Below are 25,194 nucleotides of genomic sequence, written 5' to 3' on the forward strand. Positions count from 1 at the left end.
AATTACAGAAACGGGGGCTATTACAGAAGGTGATACCTTTTCTGTTTTCGGAGCAGGTTGCACTTCCGCAGCCGTGCTTTCCTCCTTTATCGGATGCAGCCTGTGTCTCTCATACAGTTTCCTGTCAAGTTGTTGCAGTTCTATTTTCAGATGCTCCCGCAAGTCTTCCGCCAGTTGTGCGATGTCCCCACAGTGCAGGAGTTTATAGGCTGGTTTCCCGTACGGGTCGGTACTTCTGATCAAATCCGTGTGTGAAAGCGAGCCGATGCTCCATACATACCCATTTACGGAAGTGCCGATAGGGGTCTGTTCGGTCTGCACGAAGAGTTTTTCGTTGTAATACAGTTCACCGTTCTTTCCGCTGTTCTTTTGCAGGATAATCAGGTCGCTGCCCACCTCCGTTCCCGCGTTATCCGTAAAGAGGTTGTTCGGCAGGCGGGCTACGCCCACCAGATTGGCATGGTTCATCATATACTCGCGTATGGGCGCGTTGGTCGGGGCATCCAGTACCCCCTGCGAGGTGATGAACGCCACGATTCCGCCTTCACGCACCGCGTCAAGGCTTTTCAGGAAAAAGTAATTGTGTATCGTCCGTGCCGCCGAGTGCCTTGCAGGATCCTTGCTGCCCGAAAATTCCGGGTCGAACACCGCCACATCGCCAAACGGTATATTGGAGACAGCCAAATCAAAATGGTTCATGAACGGCTTTTCTATCTTCTCGAAGCCCTGTACCCTTACTTTCTGTCCGGGATGCAGGTGCTTCAGTATCTTGCACGTCATCAGGTCTTTCTCAAAAGCCATGATGTCCGCGTCCGGTCTGTTCTCCAGCACGGCGTCCACGAATGCACCGACACCTGCCGACGGCTCCAGCACCCGGTCGGGACGGATGCCGTGTTCATGCAGCACGTCCGCGATGGTCCCGGTTATCTCCGGCGGGGTATAGAAGGCGGTCAGCACGGACTGCTTCATGGCATCCATATACCGTTTGTACTCCGTCTCGTCTTTTGTGTTCTCCCGCAGCAACCTGTGCAGTTCCACGGTAGGGGCAAACAGTTCGAGGTCGGACTTCGCCCAGTGGACGGCATCCGTCAGTTCCCTTGCAGGGTTGAGTATGCTCTTCAGTCCCCCGAACCCGCAATAACGCTCTAACAAGAGCCGTTCGCGTGCGGTGGGTGTGCGCTGTTCCCTGTCAAGGAGGAATGCCGTCCGTATCGCCTCGATGTTGTCCCTCAACCTCTGTTTGCGGTTAAACGCCATACTCTTCGATATAGAGGATGACGGCTCCCGTCAGCTCCGTGTAGAGCAGGTCATATTCGGGCGACAGGGCGAAATTGTCGTCCGAGAGGTCATAGATGGAGAATACGTTTCCGACAAGCGGCAGCAGCTTCTGGGTAAAGGCTTCACATTTTTCTTCCGGCACTTCACCCGCAAATTCGTTCTCCACGACTTCGCGCAGGATGGCGTGCCTGGAGTAGCGAAGGCCCTCCGTCAGCACCTTCATCGCCAGTTCCTGCGCCCCGTCGACAGGATAGCCTTCGAGCCTTGCCCGTTCATACGCTTCGGCGGCACGGTCGGTTCTTTCTCGGATGAAGGCTTCATCGGCTGCCTGTTCGAACTTGTTCGTGGTGAGGTAGTCCAGCAGGTACAGACCGTAATAGGAAAAGTCGGTCCGACCCTCGTTTTTCTTCTTGTTGTTCATTTCTTTGGAATTTAGTGGATTGATAATGATGATAGGGATAATCGTTGGAAAACGAGAAGAAAAAGGCACCCGGTATCCCTCCGAGTGCCACCACTAAATCCAAAGTATGAGTGTAATCCGGTATCGAAGAACAATTCATTACTCTGAACCAGTGGCAAAGTTAAACATTTATTTTCTTCTTTTCGCAGAGGTCGCTTTACTTTTCCTTTCTGGGAACACGAAAACCGTGTTATAGTCCCCGTCAAAGGCGACTACGGCATCAAAACTCTTGCCCTGCTTGCTCTTGAATCCTTTGAGCAGTTTCGTGTGTCCGTCGGTGAGCAGGTTTTTGATTTCATCATCAGAGAGGGTGCGGTTTGCTTTCAGGCGGAACACGGGCAGACCGCACTCCGCGTTGTCGCAGCGGACGACCTTGCCGTAAAACTGCATCGTCCCCGCTCCGCACTTGGGACACTTGCAGCCGGAATCCCTGCGGGCGAACAGCTTGTCGCACGACAGCAGTTCGGAGGTAATTTCCCGTGTATATGCCTCAATCTTCCTGCGGAAGTCATCGGCGGGCAGTTCCCCACGCTCGATGCGTGCCAATTCCTTTTCCCATTCGCCCGTCATGGCGACATCGGCAATACGCATCGCCTTCACGACCGAGTAGAGGGCAAGCCCTTTTTCGGTGGGGACAAGCGACTTCTTGCAGCGTTCCATATAGCCGCGCTTGAAAAGCGTTTCGATGATGGACGCACGGGTGGCGGGCGTGCCGATGCCGCAATCCTTCATAGCCTGCCGCAATGCGTCGTCCTCTATCTCCTTGCCAGCCGTTTCCATCGCGGACAGCAGGGTGGCTTCGGTATGCTGCGGCTTGGGTTTGGTCTTTCCCTCCGTGATGGAGGCGGCTTTCAGTGCCAGCGTGTCGCCTTCCTGCCAACAGGGAATGGCGGCGGTTTCCTCTTGGCTGTTGTTCTCTTCTCCATTCTCCTTGCCATAGACGGCACGCCATCCGGCCTGCCTGATGATGCTGCCTTTTGCCACGAACTCCACTCCGGCACACTCTGCCGTGACGGTGGCAGTGTCCTTGACGCATTTTTCGGAGAAAGCCTCAAGCATGCGCCCGACTATCATGTGATAGACGGTGCTGTCCTCTTTGGAGAGGAACAGCGGCTTCTCGCCCGTGACGAGCAGGGCATGGTGGTCTGTCACCTTGCCGCCGTCCAGGCTGCGGCGTGTCGGCACGGCTTTCGGCTGCAACTTGCCCTTCCATTCGGGCAGGCTGCCGGTGAAGGCAAGCAGCTTGGGGATTTCCGCGAACACGTCTTCGGGAATGTAGCGGCTTCCGGTTCGCGGATAGGTGATGAGCTTCTTCTCGTAGAGCTTCTGCGCGATTTCAAGCGTCTGTTCCGCCGTGAAGCCATGCTTGGCGTTGGCTTCCTTCTGGAGCGTGGTCAGGTCGTACAGGAGCGGTGTTTCCTCCGTCTTCTCCTTGCGTTCGGCTTTCGTGACGGTGGCTGTGCCTGCCGACTTCACCTTATTATACAGTTCCGTCGCGGACTCTTTCTCTTTCCATTTTTCGGAAGAGGAAAACTTCACCGTTCCTTCATCGCAGCCGTCCGTTGCGATATGGAGCTGCCAGAAGGCTTCGGGGGTAAAGCGGCGGTTCTCCCAATAGCGTGCGCACACCATCGCCAACGTGGGTGTCTGCACCCGCCCGACGGAATACGTGCCGTGTCCGGCGGCGATGGAGAGAGCCTGCGTGCCATTGATGCCCACGAGCCAGTCGGATTCGCTCCGCGCTTTGGCGGCGAGGTAGAGGTTGTCATACTTGCTCCCCGCTTCGAGGTTGCGCAGTCCATCGCGGATGGCCTTGTCGGTAAGCGAGCTTATCCAGAGGCGCACGAAAGGGGTGGCGCATCCTATGTAATGGTAGAGGTATCGGAAGATAAGTTCGCCCTCGCGACCGGCATCGGTCGCCACGATGATCTGCTCACTGTCATTGAACAGGCGGGTTATGGTTTTTATTTGTGCCACTACGCCGCTGTCGGGTTTGTAGCCCTTCTCAGCCTTTACCTGACGGGGTATGAGCGTGAAGGAGTCGGGGATGACGGGCAGGTTGTCACGGACAAAGCCGCGTATGCCGTAACCGTCGGGCATGGCAAGCTGGACGAGGTGCCCGAATGCCCATGTCACGGCATAGCCGCCTCCCTCGAAATACCCTTCCTCTCTTTTTGTCGCGCCCACGATGCGGGCAATTTCACGTGCCACGGATGGCTTTTCTGCAATGATTGTCTTCATGCTAATTACTTTTTTATGAATTATTACTTTGGATTTAGTGGCGGACACGGGATGTTACATCTTCATGCCCTTATTGTTTCTCTTCTGAGGCTTCTCCTGCTGCTTTTGCTGTTTGTCGTCTTTCGGAGCGGTCTGTCCCTTCTGCAACGGCTCTTTCAGGTTCTTGGTCGCCTCGTTGGTCTTGCCCTCGCTGTTCACCGCCACCTGTGTGCGGCTTTCGTTGGAGGGGGCTACCTTCTGTGCGTTGTCAGGATTGGTGTCGTAGCGATAAGGACGACCCTTCTCCGGGTTGAACTTGATATACATCGTGGCGTGGAAGCCCTGCTTGTCGGTCACGTTCTCCAGTTTCACGGCTTTGCCAGCCACGTAGTCGGCTTTCTGCTGCTCGGTGAAGTCCACGCCGCTCCATTTGCTGATGGGGCGGATGCTGCCGTCGGCGTTCGTCCACGTGTTGCGGCGTTGCTCCTTGTTCGTGTTGGCTGTATTTTCCGTACCCTGCGCCTGTCCCTGTGCGGGGTTGTTCTTGGCTTCCTGTGCTTGTGCGGCACGTGGCGACCTGCCGGTTCCCGGTACGAACTCCACGCCTCGCTGCTCTACATTCACTTGAAGAGTGGTGACGAATTTCCTGCCGTCGTTGCGCTCAATAAGTTTGTCGCGCACGGGCAGCCCGGCACGCAGCATATCCTGTTCCTGCTTGGTGATTTCCGTCTTGCCGATGCGCTCCGGTATGCGCACCTTGTTTGCAGGAATGTCCGTGATTTCATTCGTCTTGCGGTCTATGCTGATGAACGAGGGGATGATTTCACCCGTTTCCTTGTCCACGATGTCCACGACCCTGCCGAGATTGCCCGTTTCACGCAGGTTCTTACGGTCTTCGTCGGAGAACTTGTGTTCCTTGTACTCGTCGAGTTTCTGCTCCTTGCGGATGAAGTGCGGCACGAGGCTGACATTGCCTTCACCGTCCTTCTTGAAGGAAAGGCGGGCATCCAGTTCAAAAGCCTCGCCGCCGAACTTGGGCGACACTTTCACCAAATCGGACTTGCCGTAGTTGAGCATCTTGTTCAGATCACCGGACTTTTCAAGGTCGTCACGTTTCACGCCCCATTTCTCTTCCAGCTCCTGCCAGTTGATTTTGCTCTCGTCAATGGGTTGGTAGCCACGTCTTCCCTGCGCCTGTTGTTGCGGGCTTTCCTGATTCTGTTCCTGCTTCTTTTCCATTTCTTCCTGTTTTTGGGTTTCTTTGGGTTGTCCTTCCTGTTTTTGTTCCGGCATCCCGGCGGTCTGTTCTTCCTTTACCTGCTTTTCGTAGCCGGAAGTGTCCACCTTGTGGGGCGCAAGCAGTTCTTTGTTGGCTTCGGGGTCTTTCAGCAGATCTTTCATCACCTCCATCAGTTTGTCGGCTTGGTCTGCCGCGAAACGGTAGAAACCGAAGCGGCTGGGTTCCTTGCACTGCCGGAAGAAGTTTTTGAAGAAGTTGTCCAGCACGTCGCCGTGGCGGTCGAATTGCAGGAAACTCTGTGCGTTCTCCGCCTTTGCGGGGGTACGCTTGGGTGAGCCGTCGGCATTAAGCCCGGCTACCACACTGATCTCGCCCGTCTTCTCGTCGCGGACTATCAGCACGTCTTTTTCTGTTGTTTTCTTTGCCATTTGAAAAATGTTTTAATGGGTTATTTATTAAAGAAATTATGGATACGCGCCTTGTAGAAGGCTATATCTTCCTTGCGGAAATCCTTTACGTGTTCGGAGAGGAATGTCAGTACGTCCTCCTCGCTGTAATAGGTCTTTTTGCCGAGCGTCTTGTACGGCAATGCACCGATGCTGCGGTAGCGCTGCAGGGTACGCTTGCTTATCTGGAGCAGCATGCAGAGGTCTTGGTTGTCGAACATCCTGATACTTTCCATCGGGTTCGGGGCTTTGCCGGACGGTCGCAGGGAGAGCAGCAGCTCGTCCTGACGGTCGAGCCGTTCCATCAGCTTCTGCATCCAGTCCTCAAAATTGTTTCGTGTAAGCAGTTCCATATCTTATGTCCTCCTTCCTTTGGGTTTGCCGCCGCCCGTGCGCAGCGTGTGGTTGCGTTTCAGTTCCGTCAGTGTCGCTGCATCTTCTGCCACGGTGCAGTCTGCGAGCAGGCGGTCTATTTCCGACCGGCGGTAGCGGCATTTGCCGCGCAGCACGATATAGCCGATGCGCTGTTCGCTGCGCATACGTTGGAGGGTACGGGTACTCACGTTCAGCAGGTGCGCCGCCTCGCGGGTGGTGAGCAGCATGTCGGAAGACTCTCCATTCCTTTCACCGGAAACGGCACGCACATAGACCGCTATCTCGGCTATCTGTTCCGTCAGGGCGGTGAAGGCGGAACTTTCAATCGTTATCACTTTCATATTTTGTCCTTTCTTTTGTTTCTCTGCGGCAAAATTCGGCAATAAACAAAAGGGGCTTTAACAACTCATTACGTGACTCACGTAAGATTTTCTTTGAAAGTGACTCCGTAACCCGGACAACCGGCGCAACAAGCTGCCGTATAGCGGAAAACGGCACGCATTCAAGGCGACTGCGTTACCTTTGCGGTAAATCATTAAATGTTTTGGTATATGGAAATCGTATCTATCGAGAAAAAGACCTTCGAGATGATGCTGGCGTCATTCAACGCCCTCTCGGAGAAAGTCGCCGCCCTCAGGCGCAAAAGCGACGGCGGGCGGCTGGAAAGGTGGCTCACGGGCGAGGAGGTCTGCGGGCAGTTGAGAATCAGCCCGCGCACGTTGCAGTCATTGCGTGACAGGCGGCTTATCGGCTACTCGCAGATAAACCGCAGGTTCTATTACAGGCCGGAGGAGGTCAGGCGGCTGATTCCGCTTATCGGCACGATCTATCCCGATGGAAAATGACTCTGTTTTTATTAACCACTTAATCCGATGTTATGATGAACGAGAACAACGAGGTTTTCACAATGGAGGACGAGCCGGTTGCCACCGCGATACAGAATATGCTCAAAGGCTCCAAATGGCTCTCCGCATTTTTGGAAAGTTACCGTCCGCCACTGGACGGGGAACATTACCTGACGGACAAGGAGGTGGCGGAAATGCTCCGGGTAAGCCGCCGCACCTTGCAGGAGTATCGCAACAACAGGATGCTGCCCTTTATCCTTCTGGCAGGTAAGGTGCTTTATCCCGAATCGGGACTGCGTGAACTGTTGGAGGCGAATTACCTCAAGCCGCAGGAATAAGGCGGTTGCATGAAAAAAAGGAAACGGACGGCACCCGATGGCGTTGTCCGTTTCCTTTTTCGTTATCTGTATGCGTGTTCAGCAATATCCGGTTTTCCCGTTCTGTATGAACATCACGTATACCTGCCTCTTTTCCTTTGAGAGTGCCTTTTCCACCAGCCACATGCGGAACACGTGTGTATAGTAGGTATTCAGCCGGAAGGCTACTGGAATGATGATTTCAAGCGAGTAAACATCCGCGTACAGGCCGTTTTCAAGCTGTATGTAGCGGCATACCTCGTAGTCGTTCAGCACGTCCGACTTGCGGACGGCTTTGATGGCGGCGTTCACTGCCGGGACGGTGGCATGGAACTCTTCGGCGATTTCCCCGGCGGTCATCCATACCTCGTTACCGGTTACGCTGACCGTCTTGTCCTCTATAATGATTATGTCACGTTTCATGGCGTCTCTGTTTTAGATGGTACATCCTGCAAATTCCTCTATTTGGTTCAATCTTGCGGCAAGGTTCTCCATGTCTTGGTTGAGCTTCTCTTTGGTTATCTTCGCGTATATCTGCGTTGTCTTTATACTCTTGTGTCCCAGCATGGAACTGACTGTTTCGATGGGTACACCGTTGGAGAGGAACACCGTCGTGGCTGCCGTATGGCGGCTCTGATGCCACGTGATATGCTTGGTGATGCCGCAACGCTTGGCGACGGCACGGATTCCGGCAAGGCACGTGTTGTAGTGGGGAACAGGGAAAATCCTGCCGTTTTCGCACAGCCCGCGGTATTTGTCGATGATTTGTTTCGCAATGTCAAGCAGGCGGATGTTAGACACCACGCCCGTCTTCTGGCGGTTGATGTTTATCCACTCGTGTTCATCGAAGTAGGTGCGGATGTTCTCTTCCGTCAAATTGCGCATATCGGCGAATGACAAGCCCGTGAAGGCGCAGAACAGGTAGAGGTCGCGGTATAGTTCCTGTTTGGCGTTCTTCAGTTTACCTTCCATCAGCAGGCGGATTTCGTCTTTGGTCAGGAAACTGCGTGTCGTTTCCTCCTTCTTGATTTCATACTCCCTGAACGGGTCGCGTGTGAGCCATTCGTTGTTGATGGCGATAAACACCATCGTCCGAAGTGGGCATACATACAGCCACACGGTATTGGTGCAGCAGTGTTTGTCCGTGCGCAGAAACATCTCGAAGTCGGAAATGAAAGCGGGGGTAAGCTCTTTCAACGCGATGTCCTTCACGTGGTAACGGATGTTGAGAAACTCTTGCAGGTGCTTGTAAACGGTCTTGTACTTCAAAAGCGTGCCTTTGGCTTTCATGCCTGCTTCCACCTGCTTGGCATAGTCCTCGTTGTGTTGCTGGAACACCTGCATCAGCGTGTGATAGCGGTGTTCCAGTCCGAGAAAGGCGTTCTTCACCTTCTCTGCCGTGACGAAATTGTCACGCTCCATGATTTCCTGATAGTGCTTGTTGATGCGCACCCGCATCTTGTCAAGCATGCGGTTCGTTTCGAGTGCCGCCGTGCTTCTGCCCGTGACACGTCCCCCTTTGGTGTCCCACAACTTGGGATCGATGGTCAGTTTGCAACTGAATTGCGTCTGGCTGCCGTCCACCGTGATGCGTCCCATGACGGGAACCGTCCCGTCTTTTTTCACTACCTGACGTTTGAGGTAGTAAATAACTGAAAATGTACTCTTCATCGTCCTTAATTTTTTTTGTTCAAAATTAGTTGGTGAAGAGCCCTCCTCTGATACGCAAATTGCGGAAGAACGGCGCAATCTTTTTTCGTTACCGGATTTTTTGCGTGAGTTGTCAGTAACTCACTAATCCTTAAAGCCTTGTTTCGTTATTCGTGTCCATTTCGTCACCTATTGGGCGTGGTTACGAACAAGTAACGTAGCTCCGTCTTGATTTGGCTTCGGCGTGGATTGTAATGGCTCTCGGAATAATTGGCAGCGTAAATGAAACCCCTGTAAATCAAATCCATTACCATATTCTTCCGCATTTCACTTTTTTGTAGTAACTTTGTGTCATAAATCTTATTTTTTTTATACCTTTGAACTTATAAAAAGAAGGAACCCATGAAATTGAGCCAACAATCATTATCTATTATCGAATCGGCTATCCAAAAGGCAGTCGCTAAATATGTATGTAGCTGTGAACAAACAGTTGTAACCGATATCCATCTCCAACCGGATCAGGCATCGGGACAACTTAATATTTACAACGATGATGATGAAGAACTGGCAAACATCATGATCGAAGAATGGGCTACTTATGAAGGGGATGATTTCCTTGAAAACGTGGAACCTTCTCTTCGCAACATTCTTTGCAGAATGAAGGATGCCGGAGATTTCGACAAAGTGACTATTCTAAAACCTTATTCTTTCGTTTTGGTAGATGAAGAGAAAGAAACCGTAGCAGAATTGCTGTTGATTGACGACGATACCATACTGGTGAATGATGAATTGCTGAAAGGGTTGGATAAGGAGTTGGACGACTTCTTAAAGGATTTGTTGGAAAAATAAAGAAGAATTGTTGGAGAAATAAGATATCGTTCTTTTTGAATAGAGATCGTTCAAGATCCACATATAAAAAGATAATCGGAAGCAATCAGGATATGTCCTTTATTGCTTCCGATTATTTTATATATATTCCCTATTGATTATTTGTTGTATTTGATTGAGATATTAGCAAGTCTAAGCGGCATGAAGCTGGATACCCCTGCCGGGAGTCTGACCGGTCGCAATCTGATGCAAATATTATCACGGTTCAATAAGGCATCCGGCAACTTAAAGTCATAGACTTTATAACCAGGAATGTTCTTCTCCGTCTGTCCACCTGCAGCCGTTCTATCAAACTGTCCCAGAATGGTAAACTCTGAATTATCTACTTTAATCCATTCACCATTCATCGAATAAGCATATTCAACCACTGCAACAGGGCCACCTCCCCAACTTGCATTCATTTCAACCTGAAGAGACAAGGATGTAGAAATACCTACTGTCGATATTTTGTCTACGTAGAAATATGAACTTGTAGACCACGGTTTACTATTAAAAGCACCGCCTCGCATACGACCATAGTATCCATCGGTCGTGTTAAGGTTAACATCTCCTCTGAAATCATCCTGGAATCCCAGAATGTAGTCTGCATAGGTTTGCTGGAAATATTTATTTCCGTCTTTGCTAAGAAGAGCATTCGCCTGCGATGCCTCGCCACCCGTAGGATGGTAATCCGTAAAAGTAGAAGAGCCTATTTCTTTCCAATCGGGTACATTACAATCCCATTCTACAAGCACAGAAGTGATCTCGTTTATATCACTGATGTTAATATCTTCTCTGTTAAGCGGAAGAATACATAACCGGCTTTCAGAGATGTCGAAATTTGTAAGTTTCACTTTCGCCACCATTCCTGTTATGCTTCCCGAACCTTTAGGAAGTGTTTCGTGAGCATAAGGAGCTTCAAACGCAGTAAGCATATATGTATTAGAACCGTTTTTATCTCTTATACAGGTCGGATAGTATCTGTAATATGCAGGGAACTTTTCTACCCAATAGTTTTTATTAATCTTACGATCGGCAGCTCCCGGGTCAGTAGTCTTGAAATTAGTGAATGCACCTACCGGAGATGCAATCTCGACATCTTTCAGGGTCACAAGACTAAATACCATATTATCCGTAAGTTCAGCAATCGTTCTTTCAGGAATTGTGAAGGTAGAAAGTTCCGAGCTGATTACGTGGGCAGCAGTGATACCGCTAATCAGTCTATAAGTAAAGCTACCCTCTGATTCTTCTCTTATCATTCCATCTTTCAGACACAATGACACTTTGGCAAATTGTGCAAACGTAATTAAAGATTCGGACTCAAACACAACTGTCTCTCCTGCCTCATTCTGAATGACATAGCGATTGCTCGGGAAGTTCTTCGAAGTGCCATTGGCTACGATGGTTCCTTCAACATATACATTGTTAGTAATTCCACCGACAGCATAACCATGTACGGTTGGATAACTGACAAGTTCCGCATTCGCATATTCAGAATATGCTTGCGAGAGATTAATGGTAGCCGTGACCTTACGCTGGTACTGATCGTCATAACTCAACACAATACTTCCTGTACGGGGTGATTGCGAATTTGTTTCCGTATTAAAATAAAGCTTTCCATCACTTATCCTATACTCCTGCACCCAGTTCACCGTTGGCGTAATAACGATATCCGTTTCGGGCACATTGGTAGAGATTTCCATTTCATATTCACCTCCTTTAGTAAACAGCTCCATCTTATCACTGGCAGGAACAATAAATGGATAACGGGATAATTGTTTTATCTTGATTACATCCGCAGTCTTACCATCTTTCGTAAACACACGAATATCACAGAAACGTTCGGAATCACTGATATTCTCATCATAAGTCACAGTGAAATAAGTTCTTGATGACTGGGCTCCACGTATATCCGTAGAGAACCAGGTTGATTCTACAAAATCAATTCGCCACTCGGTATTGGACTTCACCTCCACCTGAACCGGATCACCTTCCGCCTGAAGAATAATCTCATTATTTGTTATTTCCAATATAACGGCTTCATGTTCGTCAGAGCATGACGGAAACATTATGATTGCCATCACAGCCAGAAAAGCTGTCCAGACTATTGAATCTTTAATTTTCATGTTCATCAATTATTAGATTTAATCTCACCTGTTTTATATAGTATCTCATAAGCTTCATTCCGATCATTTAATACAAAGATCTGAAACTTCTCTCCACCCGGATAAACACGCGTAACAACATGTCCGGCAGGCTTTATCTTCAAGCCGTCTTCACCCAGTCTGCTCCTGTTACTGTCTACCATACCGGCAGCAAAAACCGACCGTTCACCAGGATAAAGAGTTTGAGACAGCATCCGGCTCAACGTTGCCGGTTGAGGGTGATAGTAATCCCATACGGGAATTACATAGACTTGTGGTTTCACTTGGGAAATGTAGGTATCGCACATAGCATCAGAATAAGCGTGATGATTGGCAACAACCACATCCGTCTCACCGAGCAATCTGGCTACCGGCGTTTCTATATCAAACCATTCCGGTGCTTTTTCTACGCCCAGAATATCTCCTGCGGAGAAATAATCAAAATTACCGTATGTGATACGAATTCCACAACTGCAACGGTTTTCGTTCAACTGTTCACTTGAAGAGGCTGTAGAAGGCACAAGCTCTTTGGCTGTTGTTCCGCTACCTGTCCAAATTTTACCATTACCCACGATATTACGTACTTCGAATGTAGGATAAGAGCCCGGATCTTTCAAGAGTTTGATCTGACTATTGCTTCCTATTACAAATCCCTCATTCTTTTTACCTTCCCTGTCACGAGCGGCAACATATAATTTATAGTTTGAGATATGAGCACCAGAGACTTTAGCTGCTGTCGGATAATCATAAGTAGGATAACCACGATCTATCAAAGTGGAAATATTGAGAAGATTACCAACATGAGTGATTCCGGTAAGTTTGTAATCCAGTCCTACTTTTTCGATTGCCAGTTTTCCATTCTGTCCGATATGGTCCGTATCAAAGTGAGTGAGCAAGGCATAATCAAGTGCTCCGTTATTTTTTAATGGCAATGAGAAATGTTTTATATATTGAGCAATCCATTCGGCAGGCCGCTTAGAATCATTAGGCACTGCTTTCATAATTTCCTGTGTGCCTGAATGTACTCCTAAATCTCCTGCATCCAATAACATGGTAGTCCCATCCGGAAAAATAAGATAGGCTGCATTACCTCTTCCGGTACTAATCTGATGAATATCCAAATAACCTGCCTGCCACTCCGGAAGGTATTCATACACTTTATCTACTGCATCATCAGGAAAAGGCTTTTCTTGTTGGCAACTTGCGAATGTAGGCAGCAACATGATGGCTCCTAAAAAAAATATCTTGCTATTCATTATATTATTCTTTAATAGTTGATTAATCGATTTGTTTCACACTATAGATACCGGCTTCTTCTTTAGTCATTTCATTGCCGCCTCCGTATCCCGGATTTTGCTTCAAGACATTACTGACAGAAATTGACTTTTCCGGAATAGGAAAAAGCTCATAATGATCGTCGTTAGTAGGTTTATGATCCCACCAGGAACCTGTTGTATACAACCCCCAACGACGAAGATCGGTACGACGACGCTGTTCACCCAGAAACTCGACCATCCACTCATCAAGAATCCGGTACTTGTCGATATTCGTTTCGGTCACCGGATCAGGATCGGCTTTATTCTCGAAATTGCGTTTACGCACTTCATTGAAAAGATTGGCTGCTTCTTTTTTATAGCCGCTTCTATATTTACATTCAGCAAGCATATAATAGATTTCAGCAAAACGAATAACCGGATAATCCGGATTAAAAGCAATGGTTTTGTCGATATTGTCGGGAACCGGTAGTTTGCACAAACGTATTCCGGAATTCTCTTCCCCGGTACTTATATTGGAGGGAAGCTCATTCACTGAAGAATATTCTCCGTCTTTCACTTTCTTGAATTGTGCCACCTGATCGACAAATTCAAGAACCTCACCCGGATATTCGTACAGTCCCGTACACTTCACCTCTGTGCCACTTCTTGATGTACGCTGTAATTTTCCATAAAGGAACATTCCTTCGTATTTCCCATTCCCTTTATACAAGTACAATTTTTTACGAAGATCTTTATTATTGAACTTGGCAAAAGGTCGCCCAAGCTTATCCGTATAGGGATCGCCATTGGGTTTAAGAGACGGCTGAAGATGCATACCATTAGTAGAAGAATAGCCGCTTAGATCAAAATAGTTCTTTGCATTATAATGATTATAGCGTTCGAACTGCCATTGAAACAAAGTGCCTTTTGCATATTGCGACTGAACAGACCACATTACTTCCTTAGATTTATTATTGTCGAAAGTGAAAGGACCGAACCAGTCTTCCTCCAATTCGTAATAACCGTATTTGCCATCTAATAGATCCTGGCAGACCTGCGCACATTCAGCAAAACGGTTCTCTCCCATGTAGACTTCCGCATTAAAATATAACTGAGCAAGAAGGGCGGCGGCAGTTCCTTGACGTAAATAGCCTTCTTCCAGCATATCTGCTCTTTTTTTCTCTAATTTGGGAATAGCGGCAAGCAACAGTTCTTCCACATAATTAAAGGTTTCGCGTGCAGTGGAACGTGGAACTTCCTCGGTAGTAGAGCGCCGGTAAATAGGCATACCCCCATAGAAATCAAGTCCCCGCAGATAAAAATAGGCAACCAATGTCTGAAGTTGCATCTGATGATCTGCTTTCAATTCTTCCGTCATGCCCAGTGATACATAATCCACACCGGATAAGTCTTCCTTACAAGCTAAAGCCATTGCCACTCCCATGCCTACCCCACGCCAGGTTTCTTCGTTGTTGGGGTGAAGAGGTGTCCAGTCGTGATGCTGCAGTTGGGAATATCTGACATCATTGTAATGTATTCCTTTTTGTGTGACACACATCTCATCTGTTGTACATTCTTGAAGAATGGCACGGTCGAATCCGTGAAACCAACGCCAATGTGTGAAAGAGCGTACCAAGAAAGAATAAACAGTTTCCTTAGACGTGAAATAAGTGTCCGGAGTGACTTCGGAATACCACTTCTCATCCAGATTTGTACAACCGGATGACACCAGAAGGGTGAGGAAGGAGATAATGATTAAAATATTTCGTCTCATATCATTTTATTAGTTTATAGGTACTTTAATATTAGAATTGGATTTTCATACCAACGGTATATCTACGAGTTTCAGGATAAATATTATTAAACCATTCATAACCAGGGTCCAGTCCGTTGACATTCACTTCCGGATTAAGTCCTGAATATTTCGTGAAACATGCCACATTCCGGACGGTCAGGTAAAGATCAATCTTATCTATATATTTCTGCCACTTTTTCATGTTAAGAGAATATCCCAGACTAATGGCGTCTATCTTTAAGAAAGTGCCGTCCTCAAGCCAGTAATCGCAAAGCTGCTTTACTTCTTTGATGTGCCGGTTGTCAATGTACGCATTGCGAAGAACGTTCTGGCCTGCTACTTCAGAAAGTCCATAGTACATATTTATGGTATTAAACACGTCGAAATCGATCCAGCTACGCAGGTTGATACCTAAAGAGAGGTTCTTGTAAGTGAAGGTATGATCCCATGATACCATCAATGCAGGAATAGCATTACCGATGTACCGCTTGTCATCATAGGTCTTCTTATCGCTAAGAATCACATTGTCGTTCTTATCATACAGAAGCCATCTTCCATTATCCGTGATACCGGCATATTTCCAGATATAATAGCTTCCGATCTTTGTTCCTGCTTCAATTCTTCCGGCTGATCCGTTCGTTCCCGGTGACGGGAATCCTACACGATCCTGGTAAGTATTATTCCCCCACAAAGAGGTAATTTTGGAAGAAGAATGGGATAGACGCATGGTAGTTGTCCAGTTAAAGTCTTTCGTTTTAACAGGCACTCCGCCAATCTCAAACTCCCATCCGGTATTCTCAAGATTACCATAATTCATGGTCGTTTTCTCGTAAACGGCGGGAGGATTGGGTACACTGATATTGTATAACATTCCGGAAACTCTTCTTTTATATATATCGAACTTTCCAAAAAGCCGGTTATTCAGAAACGCATAATCCAAACCGATGTTAAGCTCTGCTTTCTTTTCCCAATGCAAGTCATTATTGACATTACGAGCCGGTCCATAAGAAGTAATCCATGTACCGTTATAAGGCCACATTGAATTGGAGGAGTACATGGCCGTGGATGCTCCTGCAGAGAAATTGTTATTTCCCGTCACACCATAACCGACACGTACTTTGAGGTCATCAAGAAAACTGACATCACGCAGAAAGGCTTCATTGGATATACGCCATCCACCTGATACAGCCCAGAATGTTCCCCAGCGATGATTCTTTCCAAATTTGGAAGATCCCTCATGACGGACACTTCCAGTAACCATATAACGATCTTTATAGCTATAATTCGCCCGACCAAAGAAGGAGATAAGACGTTCACGAGGATATTTGTGGGACGACATAGCCGCCTTTCCGTCAGAAAGCCAGCTACCTGTTCCCATATCCCAAGCTCCTACTCCATCCACAGGGAAATCGTAGTTAGACATATCAAAATTTTCAGAATTGTTTTCCCAATAGCTATATCCGGCCACCGCACTGACTGTATGGTCATCTGCAAAAACACGCATGAAATTAATGGTAGGTTCAAAAGAAACATTGACTGTTTTACTATATCCGTGAAATCCCTTTCCTTTATAACTTCCATTCAAAGACGTTCTGTGTAATGCGGATACATAATGCGTCTGCTGATACTGGCGATCTTCCCAGCCGAGAGTGGCTTGTGCCGAAAATCCGGCAGGCAGATTGAGCTTTACCGTAGCATCCGCCTTGAGCCATTTATCAACATTATCCGTCTGCTTGAGCATAACTTCCGCTAATGGATTGTAATATTCACTACCACCAACCAATACATTATAGCCTGTTTCACTAGTACTATCATAAACATGTTCCGTTGGATTCATCTTCAATGCCATGTCGAAACAGGAACTACTGCTCCGCTGATCCCGATGTGCTTCACGATATTCTGTATGTAAGCCTATTTCCAGCAAGTCATTGAGAAGATTAAAGTTTGCATTGATACGCCCCGAATAGTCTTTACGATTATCGCCTATCGCAATACCTTTCTGATCCTGTGCCATAATAGTGGCATATATTCTGGCTGTATGTCTCCCTCCCGAAAGGGTGACAACATGGCGCTGGGAAAGTGCTCCCTCATTTAAAAGTTCACCGTACCAATCGGTAGACGCTCCCAAATCTGTTCCTACACCGAACCTCACGAAAGCATCGCGATCCAGGACCTGTGGTCTTCTGGAAACTTGTTCGGTGGACAGCTCGCCTGTATATGATAATGTGATAGGACCTTCTTTCGCTTTCTTGGTAGTCACGAGAATGACACCACCAGCTGCCCTTGTTCCGTAAATAGCACCTGCAGAGGCATCCTTCAAAACATCAATGGATTGAATATCTTCCTGACTGATAGAACGCAAATCACCACCAGGAATTCCGTCTATCACAATCAAAGGGGAAGAAGAAGCATTGATGGAAGCTACCCCACGAAGCTGGAAACTAGCAGAGGCATTCGGACTGGAAGTTTCGGAAACATTCATACCGGAGATTTTTCCTTTCAGAGCAGTCGCAATGGTAGAGCCTCCCAATCCAGTCACTAAATCTTTTGAAGATATGGAAGTAATGGAGCTGGTCACAGCACGTTTCTCCATTGTTCCATAACCGATAACGACTACTTCATCCAGCAACTGATGATCTTCTTTTAATACCAAAGACAAGCTTGTCCGATTTCCCACCTTTACTTCAAGAGACTGAAAACCGATATATGAAATCAGTAATACAGCATTTGACGCAACTGACAGGTTAAATTTTCCATCCAAATCAGACACTGTACCTTTCCCGGCCACTCCTTTCTCCTGAATACTGGCACCAATCACCGGATCTCCATTCGTATCTACAATCACTCCTTGTATCTTTTTCGAAGTTGCTTCCGTTTGCTCTTGTTTTACCGGTACGGGAACCAGAACGATATACCCTTTTTCTATCTTGTAAGTAAACCCCGTTCCCGCGAGCAACTTATCCAAAACAATAGAGAGTTTTTGTTTCTTAAAATCAACACTCAATGTCCGATTCACATCTATTTTAGTCCGACTATAAGTAATGCTTAATTGAGTCTGACTTTCAATAGCATCAAAAGCTTTCAACAAAGTTATATTTTTTCCGGCAATAGTAATCAACTGATTCTGCCCATAGATAGTACCCAAAGGGACTATAAAGAATAAGGTTAACAATAAAATACGCAAATTACTGGTATGTTTTATAGTAAAATAAGAATTAAAATTCATACTTTTGTATATTAAATGAATACTACATTTAAGGTTCACTATTTCCTAAAATTTTAAATGATAACGGTATTTATTTCGGGTTGGACAAAAGGATCAGTTTTGTCCAACCTTTTTATGGATGGGTACCTCCTTTCTTACTCTTATTCGCCGGTGAAGCAGCTGTCAGTATCACAACCTTATTGTCTGTGACCTTGCTTTCCATACCTCCAACGGTCATTGTTACAATATGAATTGCTGCTTGAAGAGGTTCGCCCTTTCTAAGCTTAATGGTATATAAATCATTTGTGTATAAATGCGGTTCTGCCTTTATTTCTACATTATAATGTCGTCCCAATGTGTTCAGAATATCCTCCAGATGGCAATCGACAAAATTCAATTCACCACGTGTCCAACCGGAAGCCATCATCACATCTATTTTTCGTTTTTCATAATTCTTAGTCAGGTGATTGTATTCAAGTTGTTCACCGGGAGTAAGAATAAAACAGCTGTCTGGTGCCAGCAGGTTATTGATTTGCACTTTTCCATTTTCAAGAGTTGTAATCGTTTTCCTGTCTTCCGAATATGCCTGTATATTAAACTTCGTACCTAAAGCACGAACTGATAACAAAGATGTCTTGACAATAAACGGATGTTTCTTATCCTTATGGACATCAAAATTCGCCTCTCCGGAAAGATAAACAGTACGTGTATCGCCTCGAAAGCTTTTCGGGTAAATGATACTGCTCTCCGAATTGATCTGTACCTTTGTCCCATCCGGCAAAGTCAATTCTCCCCGTTCACCCATGGGAACAATATATTCTACCAATTTGCAAGAATCAGTATAATCATTTATATAATACCACGATAATAGCACTGAAAATAAGGGGATTAATATCATAGAAGCAATGCGAAGAAGTGGTTTGATTTCCCAATGCGGTTTTATTATCGGATTTGCAAGTCCCGCTTTACGCCGGACCTCATACCATGAACGCCGGGTGACCTCATCAGGTTCAGCGATGATATTCATCCACTCTTCCTGTATAGCTTCTTCTTTATCTTCTGCATCAGCAGGAGAAACCAGCCAACGCCAAAACTTCATCTGCAAGGAGTTTTGCAGGGGATGGCGAACAAAAAAATGTATTAGTTCTGATATGCTTTTCTTCTTCATGATTTTATCCGTTTATTAATAAGATGCACGAGATAGAATACACACACAGTCTAAAAGCTATTTTTTCTACTTTTTTTGAGAAAGGAGAATAAAAGAAGAGTTTTTGTCAATAGGAAGTGGTTTTATTTAGAAAAGATAAAAGTGCTTCAGCATCTTGCGGATATCAGCCAATGCTTGTGTGAGATGGTTTTCTACAGTCCGTTTGTTTATTACAAGCAGTTGCGCTATCTCATCATTGTTTTTGCCTTCTTTACGGCTCATCTCATAAATTCTTTTTCGTTGGGCGGGCATTTGCTCTACCGTATGCTGTATCAACAACAGTAATTCTTCGGCAAACATATTTTCTTCGATGTTTCCCGCACCCTCATTCTGCTGACGGGAAAGATTCTCCTGTTGCTTTTCTCCATATTCATTCACCAAAAGTATATGTCGTAAATGCTGATACACAGCATTCCGGGAAGTCCGATAAAGGTAGGCATTCAGATTTTCGATTTTTGCCATCTCCTCACGCTTCTGCCATAGTTTGAGGAGAATATCTTGTGCAAAATCCTCTGCCGTTATATCATCCTGAAGCAAACCGGATATAAAACGTTTCACTCTCGGGAAATAACGCATAAACAAAACCTCAAAAGCTTTCTCATCTCCTCGTGACAAAGCTCTCAACAGTATTTGCTCTTCTGTAAATTCCATTTGCAACTATGGTGTTTAAGTATTAGTTGCAGCAAATATAAGAATTTTCCTATTAGCAATGAAATTAGATATTCCTTATAGAAAAGTTTCAAGACAAATATAGCCGAGTTGTATTTCACACCCGGCTATATTTGTTGGGGAATACACCATTATTAATCAAGAAGAAACGACTAGCTATTTCCAAATAGACCGGAATTTATGACTGCAAAAGCCTGTATCAGTATCTTACATTGATTTAATGATTGTATATATGCTTTCGATTGACTGTTTCAATGTATCATAAATATAACTTATTCGTCCAATACTTCTTTTTTATACTTCAATAAAGCTTCAATAAAATAATAATCAGCATAAGTTTGTGGAACATCAACCTCTGATTTTCCCGGTAAACTACCAACGCTATGTTTTAACAAAAAACAATGATTGGTTCCACCTCTTGCTAAGTATTCTTCAGACGACAGTGTCCTCAATTGTTTCTGAGCAAAATTTATATATCTGTTTTTCTCCTTTTCAGATACATATTTACTCAAATCTATTAATCCTGAAGCCATAATAGCAGCAGCCGAAGCATCGCGATAATCATCCGGAATTGCAGAAGAATCAAAATCCCAATATGGTATACCATCTTGAGGCATAGCAGGATGATTCATTATAAAGTTTGCAATGTTTCTGGCCTGATTCAAATAATTATCATCTTTTGTATAACGATACATCATGCTATATCCATAGAGTGCCCATGCTTGTCCACGCGCCCATGAAGATTCATCACTAACCCCCTGAACAGTCTGCTTCTTCCGGGTACTCCCATCAGCAGGATCATAATCTACTAAATGATAACAACTGAAATTCTTCCTAAAATGATTATTCTTAGTGACATTGGCATGACTACATGCGATATGATATAATGAATCATTGTTGGTTTGTTCAGCCACCCATATCAAGAGTTCCAAGTTTAACATATTATCTATAATAACAGGAAATCTCCATTCCGGATCATCAAAATCCCAGCTTTGTATACACCCAATCACAGGATGAAAACGAGTAGCTAAAGATTTTGCTCCCTGAACTAATACTTCCTTATATTCCGGACAACGGGTAATACGATAACCATTACCATAACTGCAAAACAACTGGAATCCTACATCATGATCACTCGTCACATATTTAATGGAATCTAGCATTTCTGTATACTTTTCAGCCAAATGATAAATATCCTCATCACCGGAATACTCATACAAATACCAAAGAGTTCCAGGATAAAATCCACTACACCACCAATATTTATTAGATGTTTTTAGTCTACCATCCTCACTTATGGACCGAGGAAATTGCCCCTCTGGAAGTAATTGAGCCATACCTTTGTATTGTTCTACAGCAACAGGCATAACTCTGTCTATCAATTGTTTCATAGACTCTTCTTCCTGACGTTTCTGACAGCTTCCCGCAATCAGAAAAAATAATAAAATAATCAACAAGTGTTTCATGATACTATTGTTTGGGTTCTAAATGTACTTTCAGCACTACATCTTTCTTTGGAATACTTATCTGATATATAATGGCAGTAGCAGCAGGCGTTATCGCATTTTCCCCCAAACTAGTATTAGCATTAATCGTAGTACTTTTCGCTTCGGGATTTAGTCCGACATACTCCACCCAAACACGCAATTGTTTAGTATCCTGTGTCAGTAGAAACTCTTTCTTGTCTTTATCCATTGTAACAGCTGCATTTGTAATCATCCGCCATTGTGCAGAAGCTGACCCTTCATCAGCTCTTAAAGTATCCACAATTGTCAGACTCCGATCATCAGACAAATAAATTCTACGTTTGAACTTATTTAATGAAAACTTACTACCGCTCACAGCATTATAGCTATAAGTGTCTTTTAAATCCAATTCAGCTCCCCGCTGACCTTTTTCATCAAATGTCTCTGTAAAGACAGCAGCACCATCCACTTTTTGAGGACTATTATTTATAAAGAAAGTACTATGGCTCGTAGTTGCATAACGCCCCAATCTCCAACGATTCGAATTTTGAGTCATCGTCCAGAAATCTTTTGTTTTAGCCTCTACACTCTCATAATTGGCATTCCCAAGATCAACACTCCATCGCACACCATTTACTTCGTATACAAAAGAACCTATATCCATGTGCCCATGACTAGTATCCGGTTTCCCTCCTTTTACACCAAAAAAAGCTGCATTATTGTCCCCCCAAGCCGAACGAGTCAAATATACGGGAGTCAGACCGACACCAAAATAAGTTTTTTTAACAGGGATAGGGATAGAAGATATATCCAAATCCTTTGTATATACCAAGACAGAAGGAAGCAATCGATTGGTTTCCAGATTATTTTTAATATGTTCCATTTCCCAATAAAGCAAAGAAGGATCCTGTTTTTTAGCGGCAAAATAAAACATAGCCGTACTGGTACTCACCTTTTCCGAACAGTCTGAATAATTAAAACACTTCCTGGAAGGTCCTACCATATGGAAATAATATTCTGCTGATTTCTCAAAAGCGTTCGCATCTGCAAAAGTCGTCATACCGACAGTTTCTAATGCACAATTAAGCATAGCCTGAAAACTTGTTCCATAATCCCAATACATGAAACCTTCTCCATAGGTGCCGTCAGGTTTGTAAGCCTCCAAAGCACGAGGAATAGTCGCATAACATTTATCTATAATCTTTTGGGCTTTTTCAGGAGCTTTATCGTAAATAGCCAGTGCCCCAAATACCAATCCGGCATTACATACTTGATTCCAATTACCAGATCCATTGTAAAAATTATCATACTCTTTATCCAAAGCCGTATCAAAAGCTTTTTCTTCAATACTCTTTTCAACAAGTAACCGAGTCTCTTCCGGCAAATATTGGTAAAGCCAATCATAAGCGATAGCTACGCCCATTGTCATCTCACCTACATCCAAATAATGCGACGGATGCCAGTCCTTGAATGCACATACTGCATTCAGTTCTGAAATAGCTCTATTCAGATAAAGATCCATCTTACTCATCCTATAAGCATAAGACAAAGAATAAAGATTCTGCAATACCTGGCGAGATACATAAAGTAAACGTGTACCCGTCAATACATATTCAGAAGGAGGAGTATTTACACATTTATTAGCTTGAATAAAAACTTTCTCACTCACTCTTTTCAATTCGAGTGAATTTTGTAGATTTTGTTTTATCTTTTCCTCTTCCCCCTCTTTTAGCAACAAACACGGATGGGGCATTTCTTCCCGATTTGGGAAATCAGAGGTTATAGACTTTACCTCCTCATCCGAACAAGCAAAACAATTGATCGCCAAACAAAACAGTAAAATAATTATATTATTTAAATGCATGATTATCTTCATTTTATTAATTAAATTTCATATTATTCATTCTTTAATAAAGCCATCCCGGAGTAGGAACAAGATTCGGATTACGCTGCACCTCTGCCATGGGAACCGGCCAAGGCCACAGATAATCATTCCAATACCACATACCATGACCAACAGTTCCCCACATATTTTTGAAACTGTTGGATTCTTTTCCTTGAAACTTCGTCTCTTTATAAGTTCCCCACCGCACTTCGTCGAGAAAGTTTATGCCTTCAGCACACAACTCAACCCGACGTTCGTACTGAATACGCTTGCGCATATCTTCTTTCCCCATTACTGCATTGTAACCACTACCACCATTAGTAAGTAACGGCATATGAGCACGTTCACGAATTCTATTCACTACACTGATTGCATCCCCTAAACGTCCGTCTTCATTTAACGCCTCCGCATATAATAACCAGATATTCGTATAACGAATCAAAGGCCAATCTTCATCACAAATGATACGGTTAAGGTTACTGTCATCCGTCACCACAAACTTTCGATAAGTGTAATTACAATAGTAACGTGCATCAGGCCAGTGGTCACCAGCAGCATCTCCATTTCCAGCAATCAGAAAAGGCCAACGAACTGTTTTAGCAGATTGTTTACCTCCTGTATTAGCATAACAAAGTGTAGTGGTAGAAGGAGCAAAAATAGTCTGCATCAAGCGTGGATCACGGGTAGAGTATGCCGTAAGAATTCTAGCTTCATTCCCCTCATTCAAATAATATTTATCCCAAATGGCTTGCGACACTCGTCCGATAATGGATTTTTTCGCATTTTGGAAATCAGTATTCATATTTGTATTCATTCCATCTCGGACAAAAAATATCTCCCTTTGCGCAGGCGTCAATTTATCCCAATCGGGGAAAATATCAGTCCATTTGAAAGGAGAGCCATCGGCATTCTGATAGGAATCCACAAAATCAGCATTCGGCTGTATAAAAGTCACTGACTGTAAGGTAGAACGGCAACCAAATATAGCCTGTATACAATCACTATATCCTACAACTGCATCAAACTGAATAGGGAATATCATTTCTTTATCACGTTCATTTTCTTTCTTAAAGAAATCTATATATTCTCCTTCCCATAATCCATAACCACATTTTCCTACCTGCTCAAAATCCGCTATCGCCTTCTTGTAATCTTTTTTCCAAATATACACAATACCACGTAATGCATAAGCCGATCCCTTAGAAGGACGCCCATAGTTTTCTTTTAATGTATTATTGGGCAAATTTTCTTCTGCAATGCAATCATCCAAGTCATCTAATACAGCCTGCCACACTTCATCCACTGTGTTTTGTGTTTTCGTACATTCAGTTGTCACAAACGGTTCTAGATATATTGGTACTCCCTGAAAGAGAGCATTTAACCAATAGTAAAAATAAGCACGCAAAAATTTACATTCTGCCACCAAGCGCTTATATTTAGCCTCCGACATAGTTGCTTTGTGTAAATTAGCTATTGCATCATTACATCGATAAATGCCTTCATAAGCAGCTTTCCATTCGTTAGCAAAGAATTCATCACTTGCCGATGGAGACATATTTTTCAGATAGGGTTCATGCTGTGCATTACTTGTAAACGAGACAGCTTCAACCCTAAAACGTCCTATAGCTTCTATCTTTCCCGGAACAGTGGTAACCGCCGAATTAGGGTAGAAAACCTTATAGATACCCGCAACTCCTGCATCTGCCAAATCCTCTGTAGTCCACATTTGTGCACTACCTATGGCTGCCGTAGATTTTGTATCCAAATCAATACATGAGATTGCACACACACACAACAATGATATAAATATAATTTGTTTCATATATAGCT

General features: G+C 44.9%; 19 protein-coding genes and 1 pseudogene. 3 read left to right on the plus strand and 17 right to left on the minus strand.

Annotated elements, in window-relative coordinates; translation table 11 throughout:
- Positions 1 to 408: 408 nt before the first annotated feature.
- The 6 genes and pseudogenes from KSX81_RS29090 to KSX81_RS03755 form a co-directional block, all read right to left on the minus strand.
- Positions 409 to 1,257 (minus strand): annotated as a pseudogene (locus KSX81_RS29090) (N-6 DNA methylase); the annotation flags it as partial.
- Entirely contained in the window at positions 1,247 to 1,768 is a 522-nt protein-coding gene (locus KSX81_RS03735) for a DUF1896 domain-containing protein (RefSeq protein WP_008780591.1), read from the minus strand. The gene KSX81_RS03735 and the pseudogene KSX81_RS29090, both read right to left, overlap by 11 nt.
- 99 nt (positions 1,769 to 1,867) lie before the next feature.
- Positions 1,868 to 3,979 carry a DNA topoisomerase III gene (gene topB / locus KSX81_RS03740; protein WP_332058273.1) on the minus strand — a complete coding sequence of 704 codons (2,112 nt, stop codon included), beginning with the start codon at positions 3,977 to 3,979 and terminating at the stop codon, positions 1,868 to 1,870.
- 54 nt (positions 3,980 to 4,033) lie between these two features.
- Positions 4,034 to 5,626 (minus strand): DUF3945 domain-containing protein, encoded by a 1,593-nt coding sequence (locus KSX81_RS03745; RefSeq protein ID WP_332058274.1) that lies wholly within the window; start codon positions 5,624 to 5,626, stop codon positions 4,034 to 4,036.
- 20 nt (positions 5,627 to 5,646) lie between these two features.
- Positions 5,647 to 5,997 carry a helix-turn-helix domain-containing protein gene (locus tag KSX81_RS03750; RefSeq protein WP_004308425.1) on the minus strand — a complete coding sequence of 117 codons (351 nt, stop codon included), beginning with the start codon at positions 5,995 to 5,997 and terminating at the stop codon, positions 5,647 to 5,649.
- A gap of 3 nt (positions 5,998 to 6,000) precedes the next feature.
- Positions 6,001 to 6,360 (minus strand): helix-turn-helix domain-containing protein, encoded by a 360-nt coding sequence (locus KSX81_RS03755; RefSeq protein WP_217732419.1) that lies wholly within the window; start codon positions 6,358 to 6,360, stop codon positions 6,001 to 6,003.
- A 210-nt stretch (positions 6,361 to 6,570) separates the two neighbouring features.
- On the opposite strand from KSX81_RS03755, the gene KSX81_RS03760 reads away from it, so the two are divergent.
- Complete coding sequence (locus KSX81_RS03760) at positions 6,571 to 6,864, plus strand: helix-turn-helix domain-containing protein (RefSeq protein WP_008645702.1); 294 nt, start codon at positions 6,571 to 6,573, stop codon at positions 6,862 to 6,864.
- 32 nt (positions 6,865 to 6,896) lie between these two features.
- Positions 6,897 to 7,202, plus strand: coding sequence for a helix-turn-helix domain-containing protein (locus KSX81_RS03765; protein ID WP_032567530.1), 306 nt, complete (start codon positions 6,897 to 6,899; stop codon positions 7,200 to 7,202).
- A gap of 78 nt (positions 7,203 to 7,280) precedes the next feature.
- Here KSX81_RS03765 and KSX81_RS03770 read toward each other — a convergent pair whose 3' ends face one another.
- Both KSX81_RS03770 and KSX81_RS03775 read right to left on the minus strand, forming a co-directional pair.
- Entirely contained in the window at positions 7,281 to 7,643 is a 363-nt protein-coding gene (locus tag KSX81_RS03770; protein WP_217732418.1) for a RhuM protein, read from the minus strand.
- Between the two features lie 12 nt (positions 7,644 to 7,655).
- The gene (locus KSX81_RS03775; RefSeq protein ID WP_004308432.1) at positions 7,656 to 8,891 is read right to left on the minus strand and encodes a site-specific integrase; all 1,236 of its coding nucleotides are present in this window, start codon (positions 8,889 to 8,891) and stop codon (positions 7,656 to 7,658) included.
- A 381-nt stretch (positions 8,892 to 9,272) separates the two neighbouring features.
- Between KSX81_RS03775 and KSX81_RS03780 the strand changes: the two genes are divergently transcribed.
- Positions 9,273 to 9,719: a hypothetical protein gene (locus KSX81_RS03780; RefSeq protein WP_004301870.1), complete on the plus strand. Its 447-nt coding sequence runs from the start codon at positions 9,273 to 9,275 to the stop codon at positions 9,717 to 9,719.
- A gap of 137 nt (positions 9,720 to 9,856) precedes the next feature.
- Here KSX81_RS03780 and KSX81_RS03785 read toward each other — a convergent pair whose 3' ends face one another.
- The 9 genes from KSX81_RS03785 to KSX81_RS03825 all read right to left on the minus strand — a co-directional run bounded on the left by KSX81_RS03785 (position 9,857) and on the right by KSX81_RS03825 (position 25,186).
- The gene (locus KSX81_RS03785; protein ID WP_004301869.1) at positions 9,857 to 11,869 is read right to left on the minus strand and encodes a DUF5689 domain-containing protein; all 2,013 of its coding nucleotides are present in this window, start codon (positions 11,867 to 11,869) and stop codon (positions 9,857 to 9,859) included.
- Positions 11,869 to 13,137: a ComEC/Rec2 family competence protein gene (locus tag KSX81_RS03790; protein WP_004304648.1), complete on the minus strand. Its 1,269-nt coding sequence runs from the start codon at positions 13,135 to 13,137 to the stop codon at positions 11,869 to 11,871. The genes KSX81_RS03785 and KSX81_RS03790 overlap by 1 nt, the downstream gene beginning before the upstream one ends.
- Positions 13,138 to 13,159: 22 nt before the next feature.
- Positions 13,160 to 14,911, minus strand: a complete 1,752-nt coding sequence (locus KSX81_RS03795; protein WP_004301867.1) for a RagB/SusD family nutrient uptake outer membrane protein — start codon at positions 14,909 to 14,911, stop codon at positions 13,160 to 13,162.
- A gap of 31 nt (positions 14,912 to 14,942) precedes the next feature.
- Entirely contained in the window at positions 14,943 to 18,158 is a 3,216-nt protein-coding gene (locus KSX81_RS03800) for a SusC/RagA family TonB-linked outer membrane protein (protein ID WP_004301866.1), read from the minus strand.
- Positions 18,159 to 18,270: 112 nt separating this feature from the next.
- Entirely contained in the window at positions 18,271 to 19,305 is a 1,035-nt protein-coding gene (locus KSX81_RS03805; RefSeq protein WP_004320854.1) for a FecR family protein, read from the minus strand.
- Between the two features lie 126 nt (positions 19,306 to 19,431).
- Positions 19,432 to 19,995: an RNA polymerase sigma-70 factor gene (locus tag KSX81_RS03810; protein ID WP_004301864.1), complete on the minus strand. Its 564-nt coding sequence runs from the start codon at positions 19,993 to 19,995 to the stop codon at positions 19,432 to 19,434.
- A 290-nt stretch (positions 19,996 to 20,285) separates the two neighbouring features.
- Entirely contained in the window at positions 20,286 to 21,479 is a 1,194-nt protein-coding gene (locus KSX81_RS03815) for a glycoside hydrolase family 88 protein (protein WP_004304645.1), read from the minus strand.
- 4 nt (positions 21,480 to 21,483) lie between these two features.
- Entirely contained in the window at positions 21,484 to 23,148 is a 1,665-nt protein-coding gene (locus KSX81_RS03820; protein WP_236091855.1) for a heparinase II/III family protein, read from the minus strand.
- Between the two features lie 238 nt (positions 23,149 to 23,386).
- Positions 23,387 to 25,186, minus strand: a complete 1,800-nt coding sequence (locus KSX81_RS03825; protein ID WP_004320858.1) for a RagB/SusD family nutrient uptake outer membrane protein — start codon at positions 25,184 to 25,186, stop codon at positions 23,387 to 23,389.
- Positions 25,187 to 25,194: the final 8 nt, after the last annotated feature.

This window comes from Bacteroides sp. MSK.18.37 (assembly GCF_019129155.2).
GTDB lineage: Bacteria > Bacteroidota > Bacteroidia > Bacteroidales > Bacteroidaceae > Bacteroides > Bacteroides ovatus.